The 22,176-nt window shown below is 68.1% G+C and carries 25 protein-coding genes; 18 read left to right on the top strand and 7 right to left on the bottom strand.

Features of this window, described 5'->3' with window-relative positions; translation table 11 throughout:
- Positions 1 to 14 precede the first annotated feature (14 nt).
- Both ACMV5O_RS08235 and ACMV5O_RS08230 read right to left on the bottom strand, forming a co-directional pair.
- Positions 15 to 704 (bottom strand): hypothetical protein, encoded by a 690-nt coding sequence (locus ACMV5O_RS08235; protein ID WP_416163009.1) that lies wholly within the window; start codon positions 702 to 704, stop codon positions 15 to 17.
- 8 nt (positions 705 to 712) lie between these two features.
- The gene (locus tag ACMV5O_RS08230) at positions 713 to 1,165 is read right to left on the bottom strand and encodes an NUDIX hydrolase (RefSeq protein WP_416163008.1); all 453 of its coding nucleotides are present in this window, start codon (positions 1,163 to 1,165) and stop codon (positions 713 to 715) included.
- 211 nt (positions 1,166 to 1,376) lie between these two features.
- Here ACMV5O_RS08230 and ACMV5O_RS08225 point away from each other — a divergent pair, with 211 nt between their 5' ends.
- From ACMV5O_RS08225 to ACMV5O_RS08210, 4 genes are all read left to right on the top strand, one after another.
- Positions 1,377 to 2,297, top strand: coding sequence for a branched-chain amino acid transaminase (locus ACMV5O_RS08225; protein WP_416163007.1), 921 nt, complete (start codon positions 1,377 to 1,379; stop codon positions 2,295 to 2,297).
- A 24-nt stretch (positions 2,298 to 2,321) separates the two neighbouring features.
- The gene (locus tag ACMV5O_RS08220) at positions 2,322 to 2,522 is read left to right on the top strand and encodes a zinc-finger domain-containing protein (RefSeq protein WP_002924602.1); all 201 of its coding nucleotides are present in this window, start codon (positions 2,322 to 2,324) and stop codon (positions 2,520 to 2,522) included.
- 105 nt (positions 2,523 to 2,627) lie between these two features.
- A complete protein-coding gene (locus tag ACMV5O_RS08215; RefSeq protein ID WP_416163006.1) occupies positions 2,628 to 3,056 on the top strand; it encodes a YybH family protein in 429 nt (142 codons plus the stop codon).
- Positions 3,053 to 4,051: a hydrolase gene (locus tag ACMV5O_RS08210; protein WP_416163005.1), complete on the top strand. Its 999-nt coding sequence runs from the start codon at positions 3,053 to 3,055 to the stop codon at positions 4,049 to 4,051. Before ACMV5O_RS08215 ends, ACMV5O_RS08210 begins: the two co-directional genes overlap by 4 nt.
- Before the next feature lie 31 nt (positions 4,052 to 4,082).
- Here ACMV5O_RS08210 and rfbC read toward each other — a convergent pair whose 3' ends face one another.
- Positions 4,083 to 4,646: a dTDP-4-dehydrorhamnose 3,5-epimerase gene (rfbC, locus tag ACMV5O_RS08205; protein WP_416163004.1), complete on the bottom strand. Its 564-nt coding sequence runs from the start codon at positions 4,644 to 4,646 to the stop codon at positions 4,083 to 4,085.
- Entirely contained in the window at positions 4,646 to 5,545 is a 900-nt protein-coding gene (rfbA, locus tag ACMV5O_RS08200; RefSeq protein WP_416163003.1) for a glucose-1-phosphate thymidylyltransferase RfbA, read from the bottom strand. The genes rfbC and rfbA overlap by 1 nt, the downstream gene beginning before the upstream one ends.
- 185 nt (positions 5,546 to 5,730) lie before the next feature.
- Between rfbA and ACMV5O_RS08195 the strand changes: the two genes are divergently transcribed.
- Both ACMV5O_RS08195 and ACMV5O_RS08190 read left to right on the top strand, forming a co-directional pair.
- Positions 5,731 to 7,128: a phosphomannomutase/phosphoglucomutase gene (locus ACMV5O_RS08195; protein WP_416163002.1), complete on the top strand. Its 1,398-nt coding sequence runs from the start codon at positions 5,731 to 5,733 to the stop codon at positions 7,126 to 7,128.
- A gap of 121 nt (positions 7,129 to 7,249) precedes the next feature.
- Positions 7,250 to 8,119 (top strand): HDOD domain-containing protein, encoded by an 870-nt coding sequence (locus ACMV5O_RS08190; RefSeq protein ID WP_416163001.1) that lies wholly within the window; start codon positions 7,250 to 7,252, stop codon positions 8,117 to 8,119.
- A 34-nt stretch (positions 8,120 to 8,153) separates the two neighbouring features.
- Here ACMV5O_RS08190 and ACMV5O_RS08185 read toward each other — a convergent pair whose 3' ends face one another.
- Positions 8,154 to 10,379: a UvrD-helicase domain-containing protein gene (locus tag ACMV5O_RS08185; RefSeq protein ID WP_416163000.1), complete on the bottom strand. Its 2,226-nt coding sequence runs from the start codon at positions 10,377 to 10,379 to the stop codon at positions 8,154 to 8,156.
- On the opposite strand from ACMV5O_RS08185, the gene ACMV5O_RS08180 reads away from it, so the two are divergent.
- The 10 genes from ACMV5O_RS08180 to ACMV5O_RS08135 all read left to right on the top strand — a co-directional run bounded on the left by ACMV5O_RS08180 (position 10,372) and on the right by ACMV5O_RS08135 (position 19,444).
- Positions 10,372 to 10,500 (top strand): hypothetical protein, encoded by a 129-nt coding sequence (locus tag ACMV5O_RS08180; protein WP_416162999.1) that lies wholly within the window; start codon positions 10,372 to 10,374, stop codon positions 10,498 to 10,500. The two genes, ACMV5O_RS08185 and ACMV5O_RS08180, sit on opposite strands and share 8 nt — an antisense overlap.
- 195 nt (positions 10,501 to 10,695) lie before the next feature.
- Positions 10,696 to 11,037, top strand: coding sequence for a hypothetical protein (locus tag ACMV5O_RS08175; RefSeq protein WP_324538782.1), 342 nt, complete (start codon positions 10,696 to 10,698; stop codon positions 11,035 to 11,037).
- A 182-nt stretch (positions 11,038 to 11,219) separates the two neighbouring features.
- Positions 11,220 to 13,847 (top strand): leucine--tRNA ligase, encoded by a 2,628-nt coding sequence (gene leuS, locus ACMV5O_RS08170; protein ID WP_416163099.1) that lies wholly within the window; start codon positions 11,220 to 11,222, stop codon positions 13,845 to 13,847.
- 53 nt (positions 13,848 to 13,900) lie between these two features.
- A complete protein-coding gene (gene lptE, locus ACMV5O_RS08165) occupies positions 13,901 to 14,428 on the top strand; it encodes an LPS assembly lipoprotein LptE (protein ID WP_416163098.1) in 528 nt (175 codons plus the stop codon).
- Positions 14,429 to 14,465: 37 nt separating this feature from the next.
- On the top strand, positions 14,466 to 15,476 hold the full coding sequence (gene holA, locus ACMV5O_RS08160; protein WP_416162998.1) for a DNA polymerase III subunit delta: 1,011 nt from the start codon (positions 14,466 to 14,468) through the stop codon (positions 15,474 to 15,476).
- 106 nt (positions 15,477 to 15,582) lie between these two features.
- On the top strand, positions 15,583 to 16,860 hold the full coding sequence (locus tag ACMV5O_RS08155; protein ID WP_416162997.1) for a glutamate-5-semialdehyde dehydrogenase: 1,278 nt from the start codon (positions 15,583 to 15,585) through the stop codon (positions 16,858 to 16,860).
- A gap of 11 nt (positions 16,861 to 16,871) precedes the next feature.
- Positions 16,872 to 17,396 carry a methylated-DNA--[protein]-cysteine S-methyltransferase gene (locus ACMV5O_RS08150; protein ID WP_416163097.1) on the top strand — a complete coding sequence of 175 codons (525 nt, stop codon included), beginning with the start codon at positions 16,872 to 16,874 and terminating at the stop codon, positions 17,394 to 17,396.
- Positions 17,393 to 18,322, top strand: a complete 930-nt coding sequence (gene xerD, locus ACMV5O_RS08145; RefSeq protein ID WP_416162996.1) for a site-specific tyrosine recombinase XerD — start codon at positions 17,393 to 17,395, stop codon at positions 18,320 to 18,322. Before ACMV5O_RS08150 ends, xerD begins: the two co-directional genes overlap by 4 nt.
- Positions 18,323 to 18,392: 70 nt before the next feature.
- The gene (gene ybaK, locus ACMV5O_RS08140) at positions 18,393 to 18,881 is read left to right on the top strand and encodes a Cys-tRNA(Pro) deacylase (protein ID WP_416163096.1); all 489 of its coding nucleotides are present in this window, start codon (positions 18,393 to 18,395) and stop codon (positions 18,879 to 18,881) included.
- A gap of 200 nt (positions 18,882 to 19,081) precedes the next feature.
- Positions 19,082 to 19,444: an H-NS family nucleoid-associated regulatory protein gene (locus tag ACMV5O_RS08135; protein WP_416162995.1), complete on the top strand. Its 363-nt coding sequence runs from the start codon at positions 19,082 to 19,084 to the stop codon at positions 19,442 to 19,444.
- A 73-nt stretch (positions 19,445 to 19,517) separates the two neighbouring features.
- On the opposite strand, the gene ACMV5O_RS08130 is transcribed toward ACMV5O_RS08135, so the two are convergent.
- Positions 19,518 to 19,892, bottom strand: coding sequence for a dihydroneopterin aldolase (locus ACMV5O_RS08130; protein ID WP_416162994.1), 375 nt, complete (start codon positions 19,890 to 19,892; stop codon positions 19,518 to 19,520).
- A 156-nt stretch (positions 19,893 to 20,048) separates the two neighbouring features.
- Between ACMV5O_RS08130 and plsY the strand changes: the two genes are divergently transcribed.
- Entirely contained in the window at positions 20,049 to 20,657 is a 609-nt protein-coding gene (plsY, locus tag ACMV5O_RS08125) for a glycerol-3-phosphate 1-O-acyltransferase PlsY (protein WP_416162993.1), read from the top strand.
- 31 nt (positions 20,658 to 20,688) lie between these two features.
- On the opposite strand, the gene tsaD is transcribed toward plsY, so the two are convergent.
- Complete coding sequence (gene tsaD / locus ACMV5O_RS08120) at positions 20,689 to 21,723, bottom strand: tRNA (adenosine(37)-N6)-threonylcarbamoyltransferase complex transferase subunit TsaD (protein ID WP_416162992.1); 1,035 nt, start codon at positions 21,721 to 21,723, stop codon at positions 20,689 to 20,691.
- A gap of 137 nt (positions 21,724 to 21,860) precedes the next feature.
- Here tsaD and rpsU point away from each other — a divergent pair, with 137 nt between their 5' ends.
- Positions 21,861 to 22,073: a 30S ribosomal protein S21 gene (rpsU, locus tag ACMV5O_RS08115; RefSeq protein ID WP_002924646.1), complete on the top strand. Its 213-nt coding sequence runs from the start codon at positions 21,861 to 21,863 to the stop codon at positions 22,071 to 22,073.
- Positions 22,074 to 22,176: the final 103 nt, after the last annotated feature.

The following is a 22,176-nucleotide window of genomic DNA, read 5'->3' as shown; positions in this document are numbered from 1 at the left end:
GCTTCCCATCCTGCCTACTGGACATTCGGTCCACCTCCATTGAGCCACTCCGCGAGCGGCAGCACCACTGCCGGCTCGCCATTGTCGACGAACCAGCTGTCGACCACATAACGTTCGCCCGGACGCTCGTCGCCGTCCGGCACCTCGAACACCGCACCGTCCTCGGTGCAATTGCAGCCCGCCAGGGCCTGACCGGGCGGCAGGCGGGCGAGCCGCTCGTCGGCCGACAGCACCTCGATCACCGCACTGAAGTGCTGCATGATGAAACGCGTGCGCCGCGCCGGCTCCACCACCCGGTGAAAGCGCAGCGCGCCGCGCGACTCGATCAGCGCCAGCAGACGCGTGGTCGAGGTCGAGTGGTCGATGCAGTCCATGCGCCCATCGGCCTCCTCGTCGAGCAGGTTGCCACGCCGGTCTGCCCCCACCGCGGTCTGCGTGCCGGCGACGCGGTACAGGCGGCCGATCACCTCGGCGAGTTGCGCCCGCTCCTCGGCCGCGCTGCGCGCCCGCACCAGCCGCCGCTCGAGCCGGGCCAGGGTGGCGCGGTGATAGGTCACGACCGCCTCCTCGCGGCAGCCGTAGTTGTGGCAGATGCTCACCTCAGCGCCGCCGGGCGCCTCCAGCGCCGGCCGTGCCGTTGCCTGCGCCAGCGTGGGCACGAACAGCAACGCCGGCAACAGCACCGGCAGCAGCGCCGCGAACATCGCCGTCCTCAGGCGTGCCGCACCAGCGACAGCGGATAGCGCACGCCCGCCAGCCAGTCCTCGACGCACTGCAGGATGAGCGGGCTGCGATGGCGATCGGCGCTCGCGCGCACTTCGTCGAGCGTCATCCACACCGCGCGCACGATGCCTTCGTCGAGCCGGCGCCCGGCGTCCTCGCCCTCCACGCGGCCGCCATAGGCAAAGCGCAAATAGGTGATGTCGCCCTGCGGCCGCGTCCATTGGTAGATGCCGACCAGGTACTCGGGAACGAAGTGACAGGCGGTCTCCTCGAGCGCCTCGCGCACGGTCGCCTCGAGCAGGGACTCGCCCTCCTCAAGATGACCCGCCGGCTGGTTGAAGCGAAGGCCCTCGGGCGTCTCCTCCTCGACCAGCAGGAAGCGGCCCTCGCGCTCGATCACGGCGGCGACGGTGACGTTGGGTTTCCAGATGCGATCCTTCAATTTCGGCTCCCGGCGCATGCAGCGCCGCATTCTAACCCGCGTTCGGCAGCGCTCCCAGCGCACGCGGGCCGCTGCCCGCCGCGCCGCCGCCGGCGCGAAGTGCGTTCCGCTGCCGGCTTTGCGCTAGAATTCACCGGCTTTGCCCCCGCAACCTGCGACGCCGGGGCTTCACGACTATTCTCGAACACTCTTAGAGGCGGAGATCTTCATCATGTCCATGGCTGACCGCGACGGTTTCATCTGGCAAGACGGCAAGCTCGTTCCGTGGCGCGAGGCGACCACGCACGTGCTCACACACTCGCTGCACTATGGCCTGGCCGTCTTCGAGGGCGTGCGCGCCTACAACACCGTCAAGGGCACCGCGATCTTCCGTCTGGCCGAGCACACCCAGCGCCTGATCAACTCCGCCAAGATCTACATGATGGACATCCCCTACTCCAAGGATGAACTCATGGAGGCACAGAAGGAGGTCGTGCGCGCCAACAAGCTCGAATCCTGCTACCTGCGCCCGATCGCCTTCTACGGCTCGGAGAAGATGGGCATCTCGACCATCGGCGCCACGGTGCACGTCGCCATCGCCGCCTGGCCCTGGGGCGCCTACCTGGGCGAAGAAGGCTTGCAGAAAGGCATCCGCGTCAAGACCTCTTCCTACACCCGCCACCACGTCAACTCGACGATGCCGCGCGCCAAGCTGTCCGCCACCTACCCGAACTCGATCCTCGCCAACCTCGAGGTCACCCGCATGGGCTACGACGAGGCGCTGCTGCTCGACAACCAGGGCTTCGTCGCCGAGGGCGCGGGCGAGAACCTCTTCATCGTCAAGGATGGCCGCATCTACGAACCCGAGATCGCCTCGGCGCTGACCGGCATCACCCGCGACTCGATCCACACCATCGCGCGTGAGTTCGGCCTCGATGTCACCACCAAGCGGCTGACCCGCGACGACATCTACCTCGCCGACGAAGCCTTCTTCACCGGCACCGCTGCCGAGGTCACGCCGATCCGCGAGCTCGACGACCGCAAGATCGGCGAAGGCCGGCGTGGCCCGCTCACCGAGAAGATCCAGGCGCGCTTCTTCGACGTCGTCAACGGCCGCGCGCCCGAGTACGACCAGTGGCTCGCCTACGTCTGATCTCCGTTCCCGAGGATTCGCGTCATGGTTGAAAACACCGACAAGACCCAGGCCGTCGCCATCAGCGCCAAGGACCTGCCCCTGCACTGCCCGCCGCCTGGCGCGCCCTTGTGGGCGCGTCACCCGCGCGTGTTCCTGGACATCCTGAAGACGGGCGAGGCGGTGTGCCCGTATTGCAGCGCGCACTACGTGTTCGCCGGCGAGCGTCCCAAGGGTCATCACTGAACCCTGGCTGCCGCGCGCAGTCTTCAGTTCGGCGGGGGGCTTCGGCCCCCTTCGCCTTTCAGGCCCCCCCCTGAACGGCCCCCTCCAACTCATTCGATGCTAGCCGTGAGCAAACCGACATTCACCACCGCCCTCGAAGCCGAGGCCGCCTTCTACCGGGCTCTGGCCGAGGGCGATATCGAAGCCCTGATGGCTGTCTGGTCGGAAGAGGAAGACGTGGTCTGCGTGCACCCCGGGGGGCCGCGCATCGTCGGCCTCGCCGCCATCCGCGACACCTGGCGCCAGATCCTGTCCGGCGGCAACCGCCTGCAGATCGAGACCAGCCAGCCCGTCATCACCGCCAGCGCGGCGATGGCAATGCATTGCGTGTTCGAGCGGGTCGGCCTGCAAAGCCGCGAGCAGCGCAGCGCGCTCCTCGCCGTGACCAACGTCTACGTGCGGGGCGCCAGCGGCTGGCACATGGTGCTGCACCATGCCTCGCCCGTACCCGATCTGCCCGACTTCGGCGAACTGTCGCCGCGCATCGTGCATTGAGCGCCCCGCCCCCCTATCGCGCGCCGTGGTGGTTGCCCGGCGGGCATCTGCAGACGATCTGGCCGCTCGCGCGCATGGGCCCGCTGCCGGCCTACCGCCGCGAGCGCTGGGAGACGCCCGACGGCGACTTCATCGACCTCGACTGGGTCGACGGCGCGCGCGACGTAGCACACCCCGCCCCGCTCGTGGTGCTGTTCCACGGCCTGGAGGGCTCAAGCCGCTCGCACTATGCACGCACGCTGATGCACGCCGTGCGCGCGCTTGGCTGGCGCGGCGTGGTGCCGCAGTTTCGCGGCTGCAGCGGTGAGCCGAACCGCCTGCCACGCGCTTACCACTCGGGCGACAGCGCCGAGATCGACTGGATCCTGCGCCGCCTGCGCCAGCGGGCCGGCGATGCGCCGCTGTTCGCGGCGGGCGTGTCACTCGGCGGCAATGCGCTGCTGAAGTGGCTGGGCGAGCAGGAGCACGGCAGCCTTGAGCTCGCCGCCGCCGCGGCGATCTGTGCGCCGCTCGATCTGACGATCTCGGGCACGGCGCTGGGGCAGGGATTCAACCGCGCCTACAGCCGGCACTTCCTCGCCACCCTGAAGCGCAAGGCGCTGGCCAAGTGTGCCGCGCATCCCGGCCACTTCGACGCCGCGCGCATTGCGCAGGCGACCTCGCTGGCCGCCTTCGACGATGCCTATACCGCCCCCGCGCATGGCTTTGCCGGCGTTGACGACTACTGGCGACGCGCCTCGGCGCGGCCCTGGCTGGGCGGCATCCGCACGCCGACCCTGGTGCTCAATGCCGCCAACGACCCCTTCGTGCCGCCTGCGGCCTTGCCGCGCGGCCACGACTTGTCTCCGCATACGCGCTTCGAGCTCCCTGCCGGCGGCGGCCATGTCGGCTTTCTGGGCGGCCCATGGCCAGGCACGCAGGACTGGCTGGGCAGGCACGTGCTCGCCCATTTCGCTGCCCATTTCGCTGCCCATCCCGACGCCCGCCTCGGCTGACACCGCCACGGACACTCGCGCCCTGCCAGGCTCAGCGCGAGGGGCTCGGGTCCTCGTACACCTCGGCCTCGGCCAGCCGGCCACCCTGAGCATCCTTGGCCGACAGCACGGGCGGCGACTGCAGCGGCCAGTCGATGCCGATGTCGGGGTCGTCCCAGGCGATGCAGCGTTCATGCTCGGGGGCGTAGTAGTCGGTGGTCTTGTAGAGGAAGTCCGCCGTCTCGCTCAGCACCAGGAAACCATGACCGAAGCCGGGCGGCACCCACAGCTGGCGGTGGTTGTCCTCCGACAGCTCCACCCCCACCCATTTGCCGAAGCGCGGCGAGCTGCGGCGCAGATCGACCGCCACGTCGAACACGGAGCCGCGCACCACGCGCACCAGCTTGCCCTGCGCCTGGTGCAGCTGGTAGTGCAGGCCGCGCAGCACACCGCCCGCCGAACGCGAGTGATTATCCTGCACGAACTGGACGTCGAGCCCGCTCAGCTCGCGAAACGTGCGGGCGTTGTAGCTCTCGAGAAAGAAGCCGCGCGCGTCGCCGAACACGCGCGGTTCGAGCAGCAGCACCTCGGGCAGCCCGGTTGGCGTCACCTTCATCAGAACACCCTCTCCTCGAGCAGGCGCAGCAGGTACTGGCCGTAGCCGCTCTTGGCCAGAGGCGTGGCCAGCGCGCGCATGCGCGCGTCGTCGATCCAGCCGGCGCGCCAGGCGATCTCCTCCGGGCAGGCGATCTTCAGACCCTGGCGCTTCTCGATGGTCTGGATGAACATGCCGGCCTCGAGCAGGCTCTCGTGCGTGCCGGTATCGAGCCAGGCATGGCCCCGCCCCATCACCTGGACGTCGAGCTCGCCCGATTCCAGATAGGCGCGGTTGAGATCGGTGATCTCGAGCTCGCCACGCGCGCTCGGCTTGAGTCCGCGCGCGATGTCGACCGCGCGCGCGTCATAGAAGTACAACCCGGTCACCGCGTAGCGGCTTTTTGGCCGCGCCGGCTTTTCCTCCAGGCTGATCGCGCGCCCGGCGGCGTCGAACTCGACCACGCCGTAGCGCTCGGGATCGTGCACCGGGTAGGCGAACACCGTCGCCCCCGCCGATGCCCTGGCGGCCACGCGCAATTCGGTGGCGAAGTCGTGGCCGTAGAACAGGTTGTCGCCCAGCACCAGCGCCGACGGCGCGCCGGCGAGAAAGTCCTCGCCGATCAGGAAGGCCTGCGCCAGCCCGTCCGGGCTCGCCTGCACTGCGTAGCGCAACTGAAGACCCCACTGGCTGCCGTCGCCGAGCAGCTGCTCGAAGCGCGGCGTGTCCTGCGGCGTGGAGATCAGCAGGATGTCGCGGATGCCGGCCAGCATCAGCGTGCTGAGCGGGTAATAAACCATGGGTTTGTCATAGACCGGAAGCAGTTGCTTGGACACGGCGAGGGTGGCCGGATGAAGTCGGGTGCCGGAACCGCCGGCGAGAATGATGCCTTTGCGTGTGCTGCCCTGATGTGCGCTCATGGCGGGAAGATGACCTCGTGATGGCGGGTGGATGCGATGCGCCGCATTGTAGGCCGGCCGCCGCCCGGGCGTCTGCCCCGAAACGCGGCGCGCCGGCCCCATCCAACTCATGCACGCCGGGCCCAAAATGCGGGACGAGGGCCTAGAATGCCGGTCTTTCCTGCCCCTCTGCTCCGGACTCCCTCATGACGCACGCCCTGCCCGCCCCCGAGATCTTCAAGGCCTACGACATCCGCGGCATCATCGACACGGTATTGACGCCGGCCACGGTGCAGGCGATCGGACACGCCCTCGGCTCGGAAGCCGTCGCGCGCGGCCAGCGGGCGATCGCGGTCGGTCGCGACGGTCGCCTGTCCGGCCCGGCGCTGGCAGGGGCCCTGGCCGATGGCATCCGCGCCGCCGGCGTCGACGTCATCGACATCGGCTGCGTACCGACGCCACTGAGCTACTTCGCCGCCTTCGAGCTCGGCTGCGACTCCTGCGTATCGGTGACCGGCAGCCACAACCCGCCCGAGTACAACGGCCTCAAGATGGTGCTCGGCGGGCAGACGCTGTATGGCGACATGATCCAGAACCTGCGTCGGCGCATCGCCGAAAGCGACCTCGCCCATGGCGCCGGCAGCCTGCGCAGCGCCGACGTCGGCGCCGCCTATATCGCGCGCGTGGCGAGCGACGTCCGGCTGGCGCGGCCGATGAAGATTGTCATCGACTGCGGCAACGGCGTGGCCGGTGGCATCGCGCCCGAACTGTTCCGGCGGCTGGGCTGCGAAGTCATCGAGCTGTTCTGCGAGGTCGACGGCAATTTCCCCAACCACCACCCCGACCCCTCCAAGCCCGAGAACCTGCAGGACCTGGTCCGCGTCCTGCGCGAGACCGACGCCGAACTCGGGCTGGCCTTCGACGGCGACGGCGACCGCCTCGGCGTCGTCACCAAGGACGGCGAGATCATCTTCCCCGACCGCCAGCTGATGCTGTTTGCCGAGGACGTGCTGAGCCGGGTGCCGGGTGGCGAGATCATCTACGACGTCAAATGCACCCGCAATCTCGGCCCCTGGATCCGCGCCCGTGGCGGCAAGCCGACGATGTGGAACACCGGCCACGCGCTGGTGAAGGCCAAGCTCAAGGAGACCGGAGCCCCGCTGGCCGGTGAGATGAGCGGCCACATGTTCTTCAAGGAGCGCTGGTTCGGCTTCGACGACGGCCTGTATGCCGGCGCCCGCCTGCTCGAGATCCTGTCCGCGCGCGCCGACGCCAATGCTGCGCTGAAGGCCCTGCCCAACGCCGTCAGCACGCCCGAGCTGAACCTGAAGATGAAGGAAGGCGAGCCCTTCGAGCTGGTGCGGCGCCTGCAGCAGGCTGCATTGTCGGATACGCCCTGCTTCCCCGGCGCGCAGGAGGTCATCACCCTCGACGGCGTGCGCGTCGAATACGCGCAGGGTTTCGGCCTCGCCCGTGCATCGAACACCACGCCGGTCGTGGTGCTGCGCTTCGAGGCCGACGACGAGGCCGCGCTCGCAGCCATCCAGGGCGCGTTCAGGAGCGCGATCGATGGAGTCTGGCCGGGCCTGTCATTGCCCTTCTGAGCGCGGGCGAGCCCTCGCGCGGCGCGGGAATTCCGCACGCCGCGCGCGCAATTCCCGCGCGCGGCCAGCCTCGCCCGTGTTAACGTGGCGGCCAGCAAACGATGCATCGGAGATAGGTTCAATGAGCACCCCGGCACGCCGAGCTGACGATATCGAGGCGGCACTGAAAGGCATCCACATTCCGTCCTGCCCGAATGTGCTCGCCGAGTTGATGGGCGAGTTGCGCCAGCCCCAGGTCAGTGGCAAGCGCATCGCCGCGCTGATCGGCAAGGATGTCGGACTGGCGGCGGTGGTGGTGAAGTCGGCCAACGCGCCCTTTTTCGGCGTGAGCCGCCGGATCGCGTCGGTCGACGAAGCGATCCGCTTGCTCGGCTTCGGCACCCTCACCAACCTGGTGCAGGAGGCCACGCTGCGCAATGCGATCTCCGACCGCAACGCCTCGCTGGAGCGCTTCTGGGACAACTCGCGCTACACCGCGGCGGCCAGCGCCCTGCTCGCCCGCAAGACCGGCTGCGTCCGCCCCGAGACCGCCTACACTTTCGGCCTGTTCCACGATTGCGGCATTCCGCTACTGGTGCAGCGCTTCGACAGCTACAAGCAGATCCTGGGGATTGCGAACCGCACGACGGAGCGCTGGTTCACCGCGGTCGAGGACGAGGCGCTCGCCACCAATCACGCCACCATCGGCTACATCCTTGCGCGCTCCTGGGGTCTGACCGAGGCCGTGTGCCAGGGCATCCTGTGCCATCACGATTACTCGGTGCTGGATGGCGACGCAGGACTCGATACGGAGGCGCAGGCGCTGATCGCCATCAACGTGGTCGGCGAGTATGTCGCCGGCACCCACCTGCGCACCCGGCGCGACGCCGAATGGGACAAGGGGCGCGAGCCGGTTGCGCGCTTCCTGGGCTATTCGCCGACCGAACTGGACGATATCGCCGACGACCTCGTCTACGCCTTCGACTGCCACACTCGCGAGGAGGTCGCCTGAGGGCTGCAGCCGGCATCGGCCGCCCCCGCCGCCGCTACACCGGCTCGATCTTGGCCACCCCGAGCAGCAGCCACTTCACCCCGGCCGGGCCGAAGTTGATCTGCACCTTGGCATCGCTGCCGCTGCCCTCGGCGGCAACGATCACCCCCTGACCGAACTTCGCATGACTCACCGACTGCCCGATGCGCAAGCCATTGGGCAGGGTGGCGAAGCTCGGCCGCGCCGCCCGCTGCACCTGGGCTGGCGCGGGTGAGGGCTTAAAGTAGCCGCCGCCCATGCCCGCCATCGCGCCGCCAGGGGCCGACCGCGGGCTTGGCGGCGTCAGCCATTTCGTCAGCTCGGCCGGGATCTCCTCCAGGAAGCGCGAGCGCAGGTTGTAGCGCGTCTGGCCGTGCAGCATGCGGCTCTGCGCGAAGGAAAGGTAGAGCCGCTCGCGCGCCCGGGTCACCGCCACGTACATCAGCCGCCGCTCCTCCTCCAGGCCGTCGGTCTCGAGGATGCTGTTCTCGTGCGGGAACAGGCCCTCCTCGAGCCCGGACAGGAAGACGACGTTGAACTCCAGGCCCTTGGCCGAATGCACCGTCATCAGCTGCACCGCGTCCGCGCCCTGGTCGGCCTGGTGGTCGCCGGCTTCCAGGGAAGCGTGAGCGAGGAAATCGGCCAGCAGCGCATGCGGCTGGGCGAGCGCGTCGCCCGCGCCCGACTGTGCCTGCGACTCGGCGAGGAAGTTGGCCGCCGCGTTGATCAGTTCATCCAGGTTCTCGAGGCGCTCGCGCCCCTCCTTGTCCGCCTTGTAGTGCGCGCGCAGGCCGCTGAGGTCGAGCACATGGTCGACCAACTCGGGCAGCGGCAGGCTGGCGGTATCGCGACGCAGATCCTCGACCAGGCGCACGAACTGCGCCAGCGCGGTCCCCGGCTTGCCGGTCAGGTGCGGCACCGTCGCGTACAGGCTGGTGTTGTAGACGCGCGCGGCGTCGGTCAGCACCTCGAGCGAGCGCGCGCCGATGCCGCGGGTGGGAAAATTCACCACACGCGCGAACGAGGTATCGTCGTCCGCATTGGCGATCAGGCGCAGGTAGGCGAGCGCGTGTTTGATCTCCTGGCGCTCGAAGAAGCGCAGGCCGCCATACACGCGGTAGGGAATGCCGGCCGAGAACAACTGGTGCTCGAGCACGCGCGACTGCGCGTTGGAGCGATACAGCAGTGCAATGTCGCTCCTCAGCGCGCCGTCGCGCACCAGCGACTGGATCTCGTCGACGATCCAGCGCGCCTCGTCGCCGTCCGAATAGGCCTCGAACACGCGGATCGGCTCGCCCGCGCCCTGGTCGGTCCACAGGTTCTTGCCCAGGCGGTTGGCGTTGTGGCGGATGATGGCGTTGGCCGCATCGAGGATGTTGCTGTGCGAGCGGTAGTTCTGCTCCAGGCGGATGACGTTGTGCACGCGGAACTCGCGCTCGAAGTCGCGCATGTTGCCGACCTCGGCGCCGCGGAAGCGGTAGATGCTCTGGTCGTCGTCGCCGACGCAGAACATCGCCGCGCCGCCCTCGCGGCCCTCGTCGGCGAAGAGCTTGAGCCAGCGGTACTGCAGGCGGTTGGTGTCCTGGAACTCATCGACCAGGATGTGACGGAAGCGGCGCTGGTAGTGGCGGCGCAGCGGCTCGTTGCGTTCGAGCAGCTCGTAGCTGCGCAGCAGCAACTCCGCAAAATCCACAACAGACTCGCGCTGGCACTGCGCCTCATACTCCTGGTAGAGCTGAACGCGCAGCCGGGTGTAGTCGTCCCAGGCCTCGACCGCATGCGGCCGGTTGCCGGCTTCCTTCTGGCCGTTGATGAAGTGCTGCAGCTCGCGCGGCGGGAATTTCTCGTCGTCGACATTGAGCGTCTTCAGCAGGCGCTTGATCGCGGCGAGCTGGTCGCCCGCATCGAGGATCTGGAACAGCTGGGGCAGGCCGGCGTCGCGGTGATGGGCGCGCAGCAGGCGGTTGGCAAGGCCGTGGAAGGTGCCGATCCACATGCCGCGGGTGCTCACCGGCAGCATGGACGACAGGCGGGCGAGCATTTCCTTGGCCGCTTTGTTGGTAAATGTAACCGCCAGGATTCCTGCGGGGTCGACCTGGCCGGACTGGATCAGCCAGGCGATGCGGGTGGTCAGCACGCGGGTCTTGCCCGAGCCGGCACCGGCCAGGATCAGTGCGTGCTGTGGCGGCAGGGTGACCGCCTGAAGTTGTTCGGCATTCAGATTGGCAAGCAGCGTGGACATCGTGATTCCTTTTCGAGCGCGCATTGTATCGACGCCGCGGACCTTCGCCGACAGCCACGACGGTGAACAGCTTGTTGCATTGCAGCAACAGGCTGCTTGCGTCAATGCAGAGATGGGCTAAATTGCAGTTGTGCATTGCAACATTTCGGACGACGGGCGTGGAACTTCTCACACCCGACCCGCTCTGAATTGCCCAGAATCAAGCAAAACTACAGGTCCACTCGGTACATTGCGCCACAACGTAAGTAGGGCGTGGCGAGTTCAGAAGACGGACCACGATTTTTCGAGCCCACTCGGCCCGACAGGAGAACAGATCATGAAGACACCCAAGCTGCTGCCCTGGTATGCCCGCAAGGCAGGCATCTCGATCGAACGCGCCGAAGCCCTGTGGCGCAAGGCCGTCCGCCAAGCCACGGACGAAACCGGCTGGGTCGGCAACGCCGAGTACTGGGGCGCGGCCATGGAGCATTTCCAGCGCCTGCTTCAGAAGGAGCGCAGCAACCTGTGCGCTCCCCAGCTCCTGCCCTATGTGCGTAGTCAGAACCGCATGCTCCGCCTGCCGCTGCTGGCGATGGAGGACATGATCGTTGCCGTCCGTGCCAACTGGCAGCGCCAGCAACATCTGGGCAGCCACAAGGCCGCCTGCAGGACCGCCTGAGCCGCGGCGCAACGCGCCCACCGCTTTCCCGTCTCCCTCCCTCCTTGAATGGAGTCCGGCGCTCCGCCCGGCGCGGAGTGCCACCTTTTTGCCCGCCGTCCGCGCAGCGGCGACCACCGCGCAGCTTGAGCTTCAAGGTATACTGGCGTGTTTTCAACGCCATGAAGCCCGCACGCACGCTCATGCAGGACAAATACCAGCCCGCCGCCGTCGAGACGGCCGCCCAGCAGCACTGGGACTCCACCGACGCCTTCCGCGTGACGGAAGACGCGAGCAAGCCCAAGTACTACTGCCTGTCGATGTTCCCCTACCCCTCGGGCAAGCTGCACATGGGGCACGTGCGCAACTACACCATCGGCGACGTGCTCGCGCGCTTCCACCGCATGAAGGGCTACAACGTGCTGCAGCCGATGGGCTGGGACGCCTTCGGCATGCCGGCCGAGAACGCCGCGATCCAGAACAACGTGCCGCCGGCGAAGTGGACCTACGCCAACATCGACTACATGAAGGCGCAACTCAAGCGCCTCGGTTTCGCCATCGACTGGTCGCGCGAGCTCGCGACCTGCACCCCGGAGTACTACCGCTGGGAGCAGTGGCTGTTCACCCGCCTGTTCGAGAAGGGCCTGATCTACAAGCGCCTCGGCACGGTGAACTGGGACCCGGTCGACGAGACCGTGCTCGCCAACGAGCAGGTCATCGACGGCCGCGGCTGGCGCTCGGGCGCGCTGGTCGAGAAGCGCGAGATCCCCATGTACTACATGAAGATCACCACCTACGCCGACGAGCTGCTGTCGGCGCTCGACGATCTGCCCAACTGGCCCGAGCAGGTCAAGCTGATGCAGAAGAACTGGATCGGGCGCTCGGAAGGCGTGGAGATCAGCTTCCCGTTCGATGTCTCCAGCATCGGCCACGAGGGCATGCTGAAGGTGTTCACCACCCGCGCCGACACGCTGATGGGGGCGACCTACGTCGCGGTGGCCGCCGAGCACCCGCTCGCCACCCAGGCCGCCGCCAGCAACCCGGCGCTCGCCGAGTTCGTCGAGGAATGCAAGCGCGGCGGCGTCGCCGAGGCCGACATCGCCACGATGGAGAAGAAGGGCATGCCCACCGGCCTCAAGGTGCGCCATCCGCTCAGCGACGAGGCGCTCGAGGTCTGGGTCGCCAACTACGTGCTGATGGGCTACGGCGAGGGCGCGGTGATGGCGGTGCCGGCGCACGACGAGCGCGACTTCGCCTTCGCGACCAAGTACGCGCTGCCGATCCGCATGGTGGTCGGCTCGGAGGCCTACGCCGACACCGTCGCGCCCTGGCTGGACGCCTATTCCGACTACGGCCGCCTGGTCAATTCCGGCAAGTACGACGGCCTCGATTTCCAGGGCGCGGTCGATGCGATCGCGGGCGATCTGGCCGCCAAGGGCCTGGGCGCCAAGCGCGTGCAGTACCGACTGCGCGACTGGGGCATCTCGCGCCAGCGCTACTGGGGCTGCCCGATCCCGATGATCCACTGCGCCGACTGCGGCGACGTGCCGGTGCCGGACGAGCAACTGCCGGTGGTGCTGCCCGAGAACGTCGAGATCACCGGCCGCGGCTCGCCGCTGGCCAAGATGGCTTCGTTCTACGAGTGCAGCTGCCCGAAGTGCGGCAAGCCGGCGAAGCGCGAAACCGACACCATGGACACCTTCGTCGAGTCGTCCTGGTACTTCCTGCGCTACGCCTGCGCCGACAGCACGACCGCGATGGTGGACGAGCGCGTCAACTACTGGGCGCCGGTCGACCAGTACATTGGCGGCATCGAGCACGCCATCCTGCACCTGCTGTATTCGCGCTTCTTCACCCGCGCGATGCGCGATTGCGGCCTGGTCAATGTGTCCGAGCCCTTCAGCGCCCTGCTCACCCAGGGCATGGTGGTGGCCGAGACCTACTACCGCGAGCTCGACGGTGGCAAGAAGCAGTGGATCAACCCGGCCGACGTGGTGGTCGAGCGTGACGAGCGCGGCCGCATCGTCGCCGCCAAGCTGGAATCCGATGGCCTGCCGGTGGTCATCGGCGGCACCGAGAAGATGTCGAAGTCGAAGAACAACGGCGTCGACCCGCAGTCGCTGGTGGACCAGTACGGCGCCGACACCGCACGCCTGTTCATCATCTTCGCTGCCCCGCCCGACCAGCAGCTCGAATGGTCCGACTCCGGCGTCGAGGGCGCCTCGCGCTTCCTGCGCCGGGTGTGGAACTACGGCCACGCCTTCGCCAGCGAGACGCGCGCCGCGCTGCCCACCGAGCGTTGCCTCGCCGCCGACGCGCTGCCCGCAGCGGCGGCCGAGGTGCGGCGCGAGATCCACACCCATCTCAAGCAGGCGAGCTACGATTTCGGCAAGCACCAGTTCAACACCGTGGTGTCGGCGGCGATGAAGATCCTCAATGCGCTGGAGAAGGCGCACAAGGAACACGCACCGGCCGAGCCTGCCGCGCATGCCGAGGTCGCCGAGGAAGGCCTGTCCATCCTGCTGCGCCTCTTGTCGCCGATCACCCCGCACATTTGCCATGCGCTGTGGCGGGACTGCGGCTTCGGCACCGACATCCTCGCCGCGAGCTGGCCGGAGGTCAGCGCGGACGCACTGAAGCAGGATGAGATCGAGCTGGTGCTGCAGGTCAATGGCAAGCTGCGTGGCAGCATCAAGGTCGCTGCCGACGCTGCCAAGGCCGACATCGAAGCGCTGGCACTGGCCTCGGAGGCGGCGCACAAGTTCATGGAAGGAAAGCCGGCGAAGAAGGTCGTCGTCGTGCCCGGCCGCCTGGTCAACATCGTCGCCTGAGGAGGCCGCGCATGCCCGATCGTCGCCCCTTCAAGCACGCTGACGAGGCCGGCATGCGCCGCACGCCACCCAGCCCGAGCCTGCCCCGCCGCCGCCTGCTGCTGGCCAGCGGCGGACTGGGCGCGCTGCTGCTGTCGGGCTGCGGCTTCCGCCTGCGTGGCCCGCAGGCGCTCGATTTCGCCACCGTGCACATCAACACCCCGGCACAGACCGAGCTGGGCGCCCAACTGCGCCGACAGATCGCCACCAGCGGCACGACCACCGTGGTCGAGGACCCGGCCGCAGCCGAAGCCCGCCTGCAGATCCTTGCCAACTCGCGCGGCCGCGAGATCCTCAGCCTGACCGGCGCCGGCAAGGTGCGCGAGTACCAGCTCACGCAGACCCTGCGCTTCCAGTTGATCGACAAGGACGGCAGGAGCCTGCTGCCGCCGACCAACCTGTCGGCACGCAGGGAATACACCTTCGATGACTCGCAAGTCCTGGGCAAGGAGCAGGAAGAAGCCCTGCTCTACCGCGACATGCAGGCCGACCTGGTGCAGCAGCTCATGCGCCGTCTCGCCGTGGTGAGCCGCGCCGACTGAAGGCCTGGCCGAGCGCCGCCTGCAGGCTCTTGTGCACATGAACCTCCGCCCCGACCAGCTCGCCCCCCTACTCGAGCGCCCGCTCGCCCCCTTGTGGCTGCTGCACGGCAACGAGCCCTTGCTGGTGCTCGAGGCGGCCGACGCGATCCGTGCCGCGGCCCGCCGCCAGGGCTACGAGGAGCGCGAGACGCTCGTCGTCGGCCAGGGTTTCAAGTGGGACGCGCTGACGCTGGCCGCCGGCAACCTGTCGCTCTTTGGCGGCGCCAAGTTGATCGACCTGCGCATCCCCGGCGGCAAGCCGGGCCGCGACGGCGGCGACGCGCTGCAGCGCTACATCGCCAACCTGCCAGCGCAGACCCTGACCCTGGTCACCTTGCCCGAAGTCGACTGGCAGACGCGCAAGACCGGCTGGTTCAAGGCCCTCAGCGATGCGGCGAACACACTCGAACTCAACGCGCCCGAACGCGAGCGGCTGCCCGACTGGATCGGCCGCCGCCTGGCCGCGCAGAGGCAGACCGCCGGCGCCGAGGCCCTGGCCTTCGTCGCCGAGCACGTCGAAGGCAACCTGCTCGCCGCCCACCAGGAGATCCTCAAGCTCGGCCTGCTCCACCCCGAAGGCGCACTGACGCTCGAGCAGGTGCAGGACGCCGTGCTCAACGTCGCCCGCTACGACATCGACAAGCTGCGCCAGGCCGTCGTCGAGGGCGACCCGGCGCGCTGCGCGCGCCTGCTCGAGGGCCTCAGGGGCGAAGGCGCGGCGCCGCCGCTGGTGCTGTGGGCGCTCGCCAACGAGACGCGCAGCCTCGCCACGCTGTGCGCCGGCCGCGACGCCGGCCAGCCCCTGCCCGCCCTGTTCAAGGCCGAGCGCATCTTCGATCCGCGCCGCCAGCAGGCCGTCGGCCGCGCCCTCGCCCGCCTCACCCAGGGCGGCCTGCGCGCCGCCTTGATGCACGCCGCCCGCATCGACCGCATCATCAAGGGCCTGGCCGCGGGCGACGTGTGGGACGAATTCCTGCAACTGAGCCTGCGGCTGGCCCAGCGCCGTTGAGCGCCTGACTTCGGCGACGCCGCCCACGAGCGCGGCGATCGGTGCTTTAATTGCGGGCTGCAAGACACAGGCACTCAAGCCGACAATCAAGCCGGACTCCGTGAAGATGGACATTCAAGACTACATGCAGACCCTCGGTCGCCAGGCGCGCGCCGCCTCGCGCGTGCTCGCCGCCGCCTCGACCGCGGTCAAGAACGCTGCGCTGAGCGCGATGGCCGCCGAGATCCGCGCCCGCCGCGACGAACTGCTCGCCGCCAACGCCAGGGATCTTGCCGAGGCCCGTGCCGCCGGCCTCGAGCCGGCGCTGATCGACCGCCTGACCCTGAACGACAAGGGCGTCGAGGCGATGGCCGTGGGGCTCGAGCAGGTCGCCGCACTGCCCGACCCGGTCGGCGAGATGAGCGACATCAAGCGCCGCCCCTCCGGCATCCAGCTCGGCAAGATGCGCGTGCCGCTCGGCGTCATCGGCATCATCTACGAGGCGCGCCCCAACGTCACCGCCGACGCCGCCGCGCTGTGCCTGAAGTCGGGCAACGCCGCCATCCTGCGCGGTGGCAAGGAGGCGATCAACGCCAACCGCGCCATTGCCGCCTGCGTGCGCGCCGGCCTCATCCAGGCTGGCCTGCCCGAGCATGCGGTGCAGGTGGTCGAGACCACCGACCGCGAAGCCGTCGGCGCGCTGATCAGCATGCCCGAGTTCGTGGACGTGATCGTGCCACGCGGCGGCAAGGGCCTGATCGAGCGCATCTCTAAGGACGCGCGCGTGCCGGTGATCAAGCATCTGGACGGCAACTGCCACGTCTATATCGACGACGAGGCCGACCCCGCCAAGGTGGTGCCGATCGTGGAGAACGCCAAGACCCAGCGCTACGGCACCTGCAACACGGCCGAGTCGCTGCTGGTGGCGCGCAACGTGGCCGACATCTACCTGCCCGAGATCGGCCGCATGCTCGCCGCCAAGGGCGTGGAGATGCGCTGCTGTGCCGAATCGCTGGCGCTGCTGCGCGAGGCCTGCATCGACGGCGCCAGGCTCGTCGCGGCGACGGAAGCCGACTGGCGCGAGGAATACCTCGCCCCGATCATCGCGGTGAAGATCGTGGACGGCCTCGACGCCGCCATTGCCCACATCAACGCCTACAGCTCCGGCCATACCGAGGCGATCGTCACCGAGAACTACAGCCACGCCATGCGCTTCCTGCGCGAGGTGGACTCGTCCTCGGTGATGGTCAATGCGTCGACGCGCTTCGCCGACGGCTTCGAATACGGCCTGGGGGCGGAGATCGGCATCTCCACCGACAAGATCCACGCCCGCGGCCCGGTCGGACTGGAAGGCCTGACCAGCCAGAAGTGGATCGTGTTCGGCAATGGCGAAGTCCGCCCTTGAGCCACCCGACCATGGCCAGGGACCTGCCCCCCGCCGCCCACGCTCGCGCCAGTGACGGCAAGGCCTGCGCGGCGGGCTTCGACGCCATCATCGCCCTGCCCTTCGGCCCCGTCGGCATTCGCGCCGACGAGGGCGTGCTGCGCGAACTCGTCTTCCTGCCGCCGGGAACGCCGCTCGTCGATCCGCGCAATGCCACCGCCGGCGCTGCCGCCCATGCGCTGCGAGCATGGATCGACACGCCCGACGAACCCTTCCCGATCCCGCTCGCCGCCTGCGGCACGCCCTTCCGCCGCCGCGTATGGGAGGCGATCCGGACCATCCCGCGTGGGCGCACCGCCACCTATGGCGAGCTCGCAGCACGCCTCGGCAGTGCGCCGCGGGCGGTCGGCCAGGCCTGCGGCGCCAACCCCTACCCGCTCGTCGTGCCCTGCCACCGCGTCACCGCCACGGGCGGCCTGGGCGGCTTCGCCAATGCGCACGATGGCTGGCTGCTCGAGGTCAAGCGCTGGCTGCTGGCCTTCGAAGGGGCGCGGTGAGTGCTCGCCCACCGGCGGTGGAGTCCGGCCTGCTGGACCACCACCGCCGCGAGCTCGACCGCTTTGCCGACGCCCTGTGGCTGGAGCACGGCCTCGCGGCCAATACACTGGCGGGCTACCGCAGCGACCTCGCCCGCTTCGCCGCCTGGCTCGAGAAGCGCGCGCTGACGCTGCCGGGCGCCAGCCCCGGCGAGCTGGCCGCCTATCTCGCCGAATTCAGCCGGACCGCCAGGCCGGCCAGCCAGCGCCGCCTGCTGGCCACCTGGCGGCGTTACTACCGCATGCTGCTCGCCAACCGCGAGATCGCCGAGGACCCCACGCTGCTGCTCGATTCGCCGATGGCGGCCGAGCGCTTCCCGAAGACCCTCAGCGAAGCCCAGGTCGAGGCCTTGCTCGCCGCCCCCGATGTCGACTCGCCCCAGGGCCTGCGCGACCGCTGCATGCTCGAGGTGCTGTATGCGGCCGGGCTGCGCGTGTCGGAGCTGGTGGGGCTGAAGGTGTTCGCGCTCGGCCTCAACGAGGGCGTGGTGCGCGTCATGGGCAAGGGCAGCAAGGAGCGTCTGGTGCCGCTCGGCGAGATCGCCGCCGACTGGCTGATGCGCTACCTGGCCGAAGGGCGACCGGCCCTGCTCGCCGGCCGCCGCTGCGACGAAGTCTTCGTCACGCGACTCGGCTCCGGCATGACGCGGCAGATGTTCTGGCGCATCGTCAAACAACATGCAATGGATGCCGGCATCGCGCGCGAGCGCATTTCACCCCATACATTGCGCCACGCCTTCGCCACCCACCTGCTCAATCACGGCGCCGATCTGCGCGTGGTGCAATTGCTGCTCGGCCATGCCGATATTTCAACGACCCAGGTTTATACCCATGTGGCACGCGAGAGACTCAAGCAATTGCATGCCAGACATCATCCGCGCGCCTGATGGCGCGCCGGCATACAATTGCATCCACGGCGGCAGATCGTCGCCCAATCCAGCCGAACCGGTCGCAATCATGAACAAACAAGACACCCGCGCCCCCGAAACACCGGCCACCCGCTTCCTGCGCCAGCATGGAATTGCCTTTTCGACGCATCTGTACGAATACGAGGAGCACGGCGGCACCGCCGGGTCGGCGCGAGAACTCAATGTCAGCGAACACGCCGTGATCAAGACCCTGGTCATGGAGGACGAGCATGCCCAGCCCCTGATCGTGCTGATGCATGGCGATCGCAAGGTCTCGACCAAGGAGCTGGCGCGCGAGATCCCCTGCAAGCACGTCGAAACCTGCAAGCCGGAAACGGCCAATCGCCACACCGGCTTTCTCGTCGGCGGCACTTCGCCCTTCGGCACGCGCAAGCAGATGCCGGTGTATATGGAACGCACCATTCTCGATCTGCCGCTGATCTACATCAACGGCGGGCGCCGGGGTTTTCTGGTCGGGCTCCACTCGCACGACCTGTTGCGCCTGCTGCAGCCCAAACTCGTTCACGTCGCCAACTGAATCTTCGGGCTGGAATCCGGCGCGGCAGCGGCAATTGAACGCGGCGCCAATCGACAGCCCAATTCATGCGCTGTCGGGTTATTTTGCGTAATCAATTTCCATCCGCTTTTACAAGTGGCACAATTGCGCGCAAATCAGAATCGAACGCGATCAACGTAAAGGCAACGCGATTGCCGATTTCCACCACGCCCGGAGAACTCATGGACCTGTCTTCCTACACCCTGCCCGACCTGCGCAAACTGCAAGCGAAGATCGAAAGCGAGATCCGCCGTCGCAGCGACACCACGCGGCGCACGCTGCTCAAGCGCATGCAGAAGATGGCCGCCGACGAGGGCCTGACGCTGGGCGATCTGCTCGAGGCGCCTCCTGCAGCGGCAGCCGAAGCCAAGCCGGCCGCCAAGCGCGGCCCACGCGCCGGCGCAAAGAAGGCGAAGCCGGTCAGTGTCGTCAAATACCGCAACCCGGCCAATCCCGACCAGGGCTGGAGCGGGCGTGGGCGCAAGCCACAATGGGCGCTCGACTGGATCGCGCAGGGCAAGTCCCTCGACGAGCTCGCCGTCTGACAATCGGCCGTCTGCCAAACAGCGACTGTTCGTCGCCGCGCCCCTCGCCCGGGCGCGGCCGATCAGGAGGTGTTCACGCCGAAGGTGGCACGACAATACCGTCGCGACTGCGCTGGATATGCACACCGACGCGTCGCACGTCCTTCATGACGCCAATCTTGGCGACCCTGAGCTTGACCCAGGGCGCCCGGAATTCATCGAACAACATATTCACGACGAATTCGCCCAGACTCTCGATCAGATTGAAATGGCGCTCCCCCAGCTCGCGACGAATGCGTGCCGTGACCTCAGCGTAATCGATCGTATCGGCAATGTCGTCATGCTCGGCTGCCGCGTCGGGCACACCAAAGGTCAGATTAAGCTCGACGGTTTGCGGCCCGGTCTTCTCCCGATCGTAAATGCCGACCCAGGCCTTGACGCGCAATTCCTCGATAAAGATGAAATCCATGCTGCTTCCCGTTTAGAATCGCGGCAATTCTAACTTGTGCCCGGCACGCATTGCGAAAAGCTTGGACCCGAGCACGCCGTCGCACCTGCGCGAATCCTCACCCTCCTGACCTGCTGAACCCGGACCGGCCCGCCCCACCTGGGCCGAGGAGTCCCGATGTCGTTCCTGCTGCTTACCATTGCCGCCTATCTGCTCGGCTCGATCCCGTTTGCCATCGTCAGCAGCAAGCTGTTCGGCCTGCAGGACCCGCGCCAATACGGCTCGGGCAACCCGGGCGCAACCAACGTGCTGCGCAGCGGCAACAAGGCGGCTGCGGCGCTGACCCTGCTCGGCGACAGCCTGAAGGGCTGGCTCGCAGTGTGGGCTGCGACACAGCTTGGCTTCGATGCCGGCCAGGCCGCCCTGGCCGGCCTGGCCGCCTTTCTCGGCCATGTGTTCACGATCTTCCTGCGCTTCAATGGCGGCAAGGGAGTCGCCACTGCCCTTGGCGTGCTGGCGGGAGTCGACGGGCGGATCGCGATCTTTTGCGCAGTGATCTGGCTCATGATCGCCTACACCACCCGCTACTCCTCGGCCGCCGCGCTGTCAGCGGCCATCGCCGCCCCGCTGGCGGGCCTGCTGTTCCTTGGCCCGCAGATGGCGGTGGCCGCACTGGCCATCATGTCGGCGGTGCTGATCTGGCGCCACAAGGACAATATCGCCCGCCTGCGCGCCGGCACCGAGGGCCGGATCGGCGGCAAGAAGACCGACAGACCCGGAGCCTGACAGCGAGACCGCGCCCTGCCTGCGCCGCCGCTCAGTCCACCGGCTGGCACGGCGGCCTGAGCTCGACCAAGGGCCAGCGCGGACGAATCTTCACGGCAACGATGTCCGGCCCCCGCTCGCCGGCAGCCAGTCGCATCGCACCGGCAAAGGCAATCATCGCGCCATTGTCGGTGCATAGCGCCGGCTCGGGGTAGTGCACCCGGCCACCGCGCTGGGCCAGCGCGGCATCCAGGGTGTCGCGCAGGCAGCGGTTGGCGCCCACCCCGCCAGCGACGACCAGGGTTTTCAACCCCACCTTCTTCAGTGCGGCGAGCGCCTTGGCACACAGCACCTCGACCACGGCCTGCTGGAACTCGGCCGCCAGATCGGCCATGCGCCGCGGCTCCCAGTCCGACGCCGAGACGACATTGAGCACCGCCGTCTTCAGGCCGCTGAAGCTGAAGTCGAGATCGCCCGAGTGCAACATCGGCCGCGGCAGACGAAAACGCCCGGGCACTCCCTGCTCGGCCAGCTTCGCCAGTTGCGGCCCGCCCGGATAACCCAGCCCGAGCAGCTTCGCGGTCTTGTCGAAGGCCTCTCCCGCCGCATCGTCGACCGACTCGCCCAGCAGCGCGTAGTCGCCCACCCCACGCACCCGCATGAGCTGGGTATGGCCGCCCGACACCAGCAGGGCGACGAAAGGGAAGGCGGGCGGATCGGCCGATAGAAGCGGCGACAGCAGGTGGCCCTCGAGGTGATGGACCGGCAGCGCCGGGATCCCGCGCGCCATGGCGAAGGACTCGGCCACGCTTGCGCCCACCAGCAGCGCGCCGGCCAGGCCGGGACCCGCGGTGTAGGCCACGGCATCGATGTCCGCCAGCGCCACGCCGGCATCGGCCACGGTCTGCTTCATCAGCAGCGGCAGGCGACGGATGTGGTCGCGCGAGGCCAGCTCGGGCACCACCCCGCCATAGGCCGCATGCAGGTCGATCTGCGAATGCAGCCCATGGGCCAGCAGCCCATCCTGGCTGTCGTAGATCGCCACGCCGGTCTCGTCGCAGGAGGTTTCGATGCCGAGAACTTTCATGAAGTGCATCCGCTTGATTCGGATCCGCATTTTAACCGCAGCCAGCGCACGCGGGAGGATCGATCCCCTTGCCTTGAACGGAGGTCTCGGTTATATTCGCCGTCTTTCTGCCCACCAGACACCCAAGGAAGTCCGCAATGCCCGGTATCCGCGTCAAGGAAAACGAGCCGTTTGAGGTTGCGATCCGCCGCTTCAAGCGCACCATCGAGAAGACCGGTGTGCTGACCGAGCTGCGCTCGCGCGAGTTCTACGAGAAGCCCACCGCCGAGCGCAAGCGCAAGCTGGCCGCCGCCGTGAAGCGCAATCACAAGCGCCTGCGCAGCCAGACCCTGCCGCCGAAGCTGTACTGATTCTCCTCGCACCCGCCCCGCGGGTTGCTTGCACGCCGGCCGGAGGTCACGCGACCTTCGCCCGGCGTGATGCTTTTTCTCGCGTGCGACCACATGCCCCCCG

The sequence above is a fragment of the Thauera sp. WH-1 genome (assembly GCF_047806685.1).
Classification (GTDB): domain Bacteria; phylum Pseudomonadota; class Gammaproteobacteria; order Burkholderiales; family Rhodocyclaceae; genus Thauera.
The sequence above is the reverse complement of the archived record's forward strand: the minus strand, read 5'-3'. Positions and strand labels throughout refer to the sequence as shown.

Coding starts and splice junctions, on each gene's coding strand:
- ACMV5O_RS08175 (WP_324538782.1), top strand. CDS start 10,696: ATGAAGACACCCAAGCTGCTGCCCTGGTATGCCCGCAAGGCAGGCATC.
- leuS (WP_416163099.1), top strand. CDS start 11,220: ATGCAGGACAAATACCAGCCCGCCGCCGTCGAGACGGCCGCCCAGCAG.
- ACMV5O_RS08130 (WP_416162994.1), bottom strand. CDS start 19,892: ATGGATTTCATCTTTATCGAGGAATTGCGCGTCAAGGCCTGGGTCGGC.
- ACMV5O_RS08155 (WP_416162997.1), top strand. CDS start 15,583: ATGGACATTCAAGACTACATGCAGACCCTCGGTCGCCAGGCGCGCGCC.
- rfbC (WP_416163004.1), bottom strand. CDS start 4,646: ATGAAGGTGACGCCAACCGGGCTGCCCGAGGTGCTGCTGCTCGAACCG.
- ybaK (WP_416163096.1), top strand. CDS start 18,393: ATGAACAAACAAGACACCCGCGCCCCCGAAACACCGGCCACCCGCTTC.
- ACMV5O_RS08195 (WP_416163002.1), top strand. CDS start 5,731: ATGACGCACGCCCTGCCCGCCCCCGAGATCTTCAAGGCCTACGACATC.
- ACMV5O_RS08135 (WP_416162995.1), top strand. CDS start 19,082: ATGGACCTGTCTTCCTACACCCTGCCCGACCTGCGCAAACTGCAAGCG.
- ACMV5O_RS08225 (WP_416163007.1), top strand. CDS start 1,377: ATGTCCATGGCTGACCGCGACGGTTTCATCTGGCAAGACGGCAAGCTC.
- ACMV5O_RS08185 (WP_416163000.1), bottom strand. CDS start 10,379: ATGTCCACGCTGCTTGCCAATCTGAATGCCGAACAACTTCAGGCGGTC.
- rpsU (WP_002924646.1), top strand. CDS start 21,861: ATGCCCGGTATCCGCGTCAAGGAAAACGAGCCGTTTGAGGTTGCGATC.
- rfbA (WP_416163003.1), bottom strand. CDS start 5,545: ATGAGCGCACATCAGGGCAGCACACGCAAAGGCATCATTCTCGCCGGC.
- ACMV5O_RS08220 (WP_002924602.1), top strand. CDS start 2,322: ATGGTTGAAAACACCGACAAGACCCAGGCCGTCGCCATCAGCGCCAAG.
- ACMV5O_RS08190 (WP_416163001.1), top strand. CDS start 7,250: ATGAGCACCCCGGCACGCCGAGCTGACGATATCGAGGCGGCACTGAAA.
- holA (WP_416162998.1), top strand. CDS start 14,466: ATGAACCTCCGCCCCGACCAGCTCGCCCCCCTACTCGAGCGCCCGCTC.
- lptE (WP_416163098.1), top strand. CDS start 13,901: ATGCGCCGCACGCCACCCAGCCCGAGCCTGCCCCGCCGCCGCCTGCTG.
- ACMV5O_RS08235 (WP_416163009.1), bottom strand. CDS start 704: ATGTTCGCGGCGCTGCTGCCGGTGCTGTTGCCGGCGTTGCTGTTCGTG.
- ACMV5O_RS08150 (WP_416163097.1), top strand. CDS start 16,872: ATGGCCAGGGACCTGCCCCCCGCCGCCCACGCTCGCGCCAGTGACGGC.
- tsaD (WP_416162992.1), bottom strand. CDS start 21,723: ATGAAAGTTCTCGGCATCGAAACCTCCTGCGACGAGACCGGCGTGGCG.
- plsY (WP_416162993.1), top strand. CDS start 20,049: ATGTCGTTCCTGCTGCTTACCATTGCCGCCTATCTGCTCGGCTCGATC.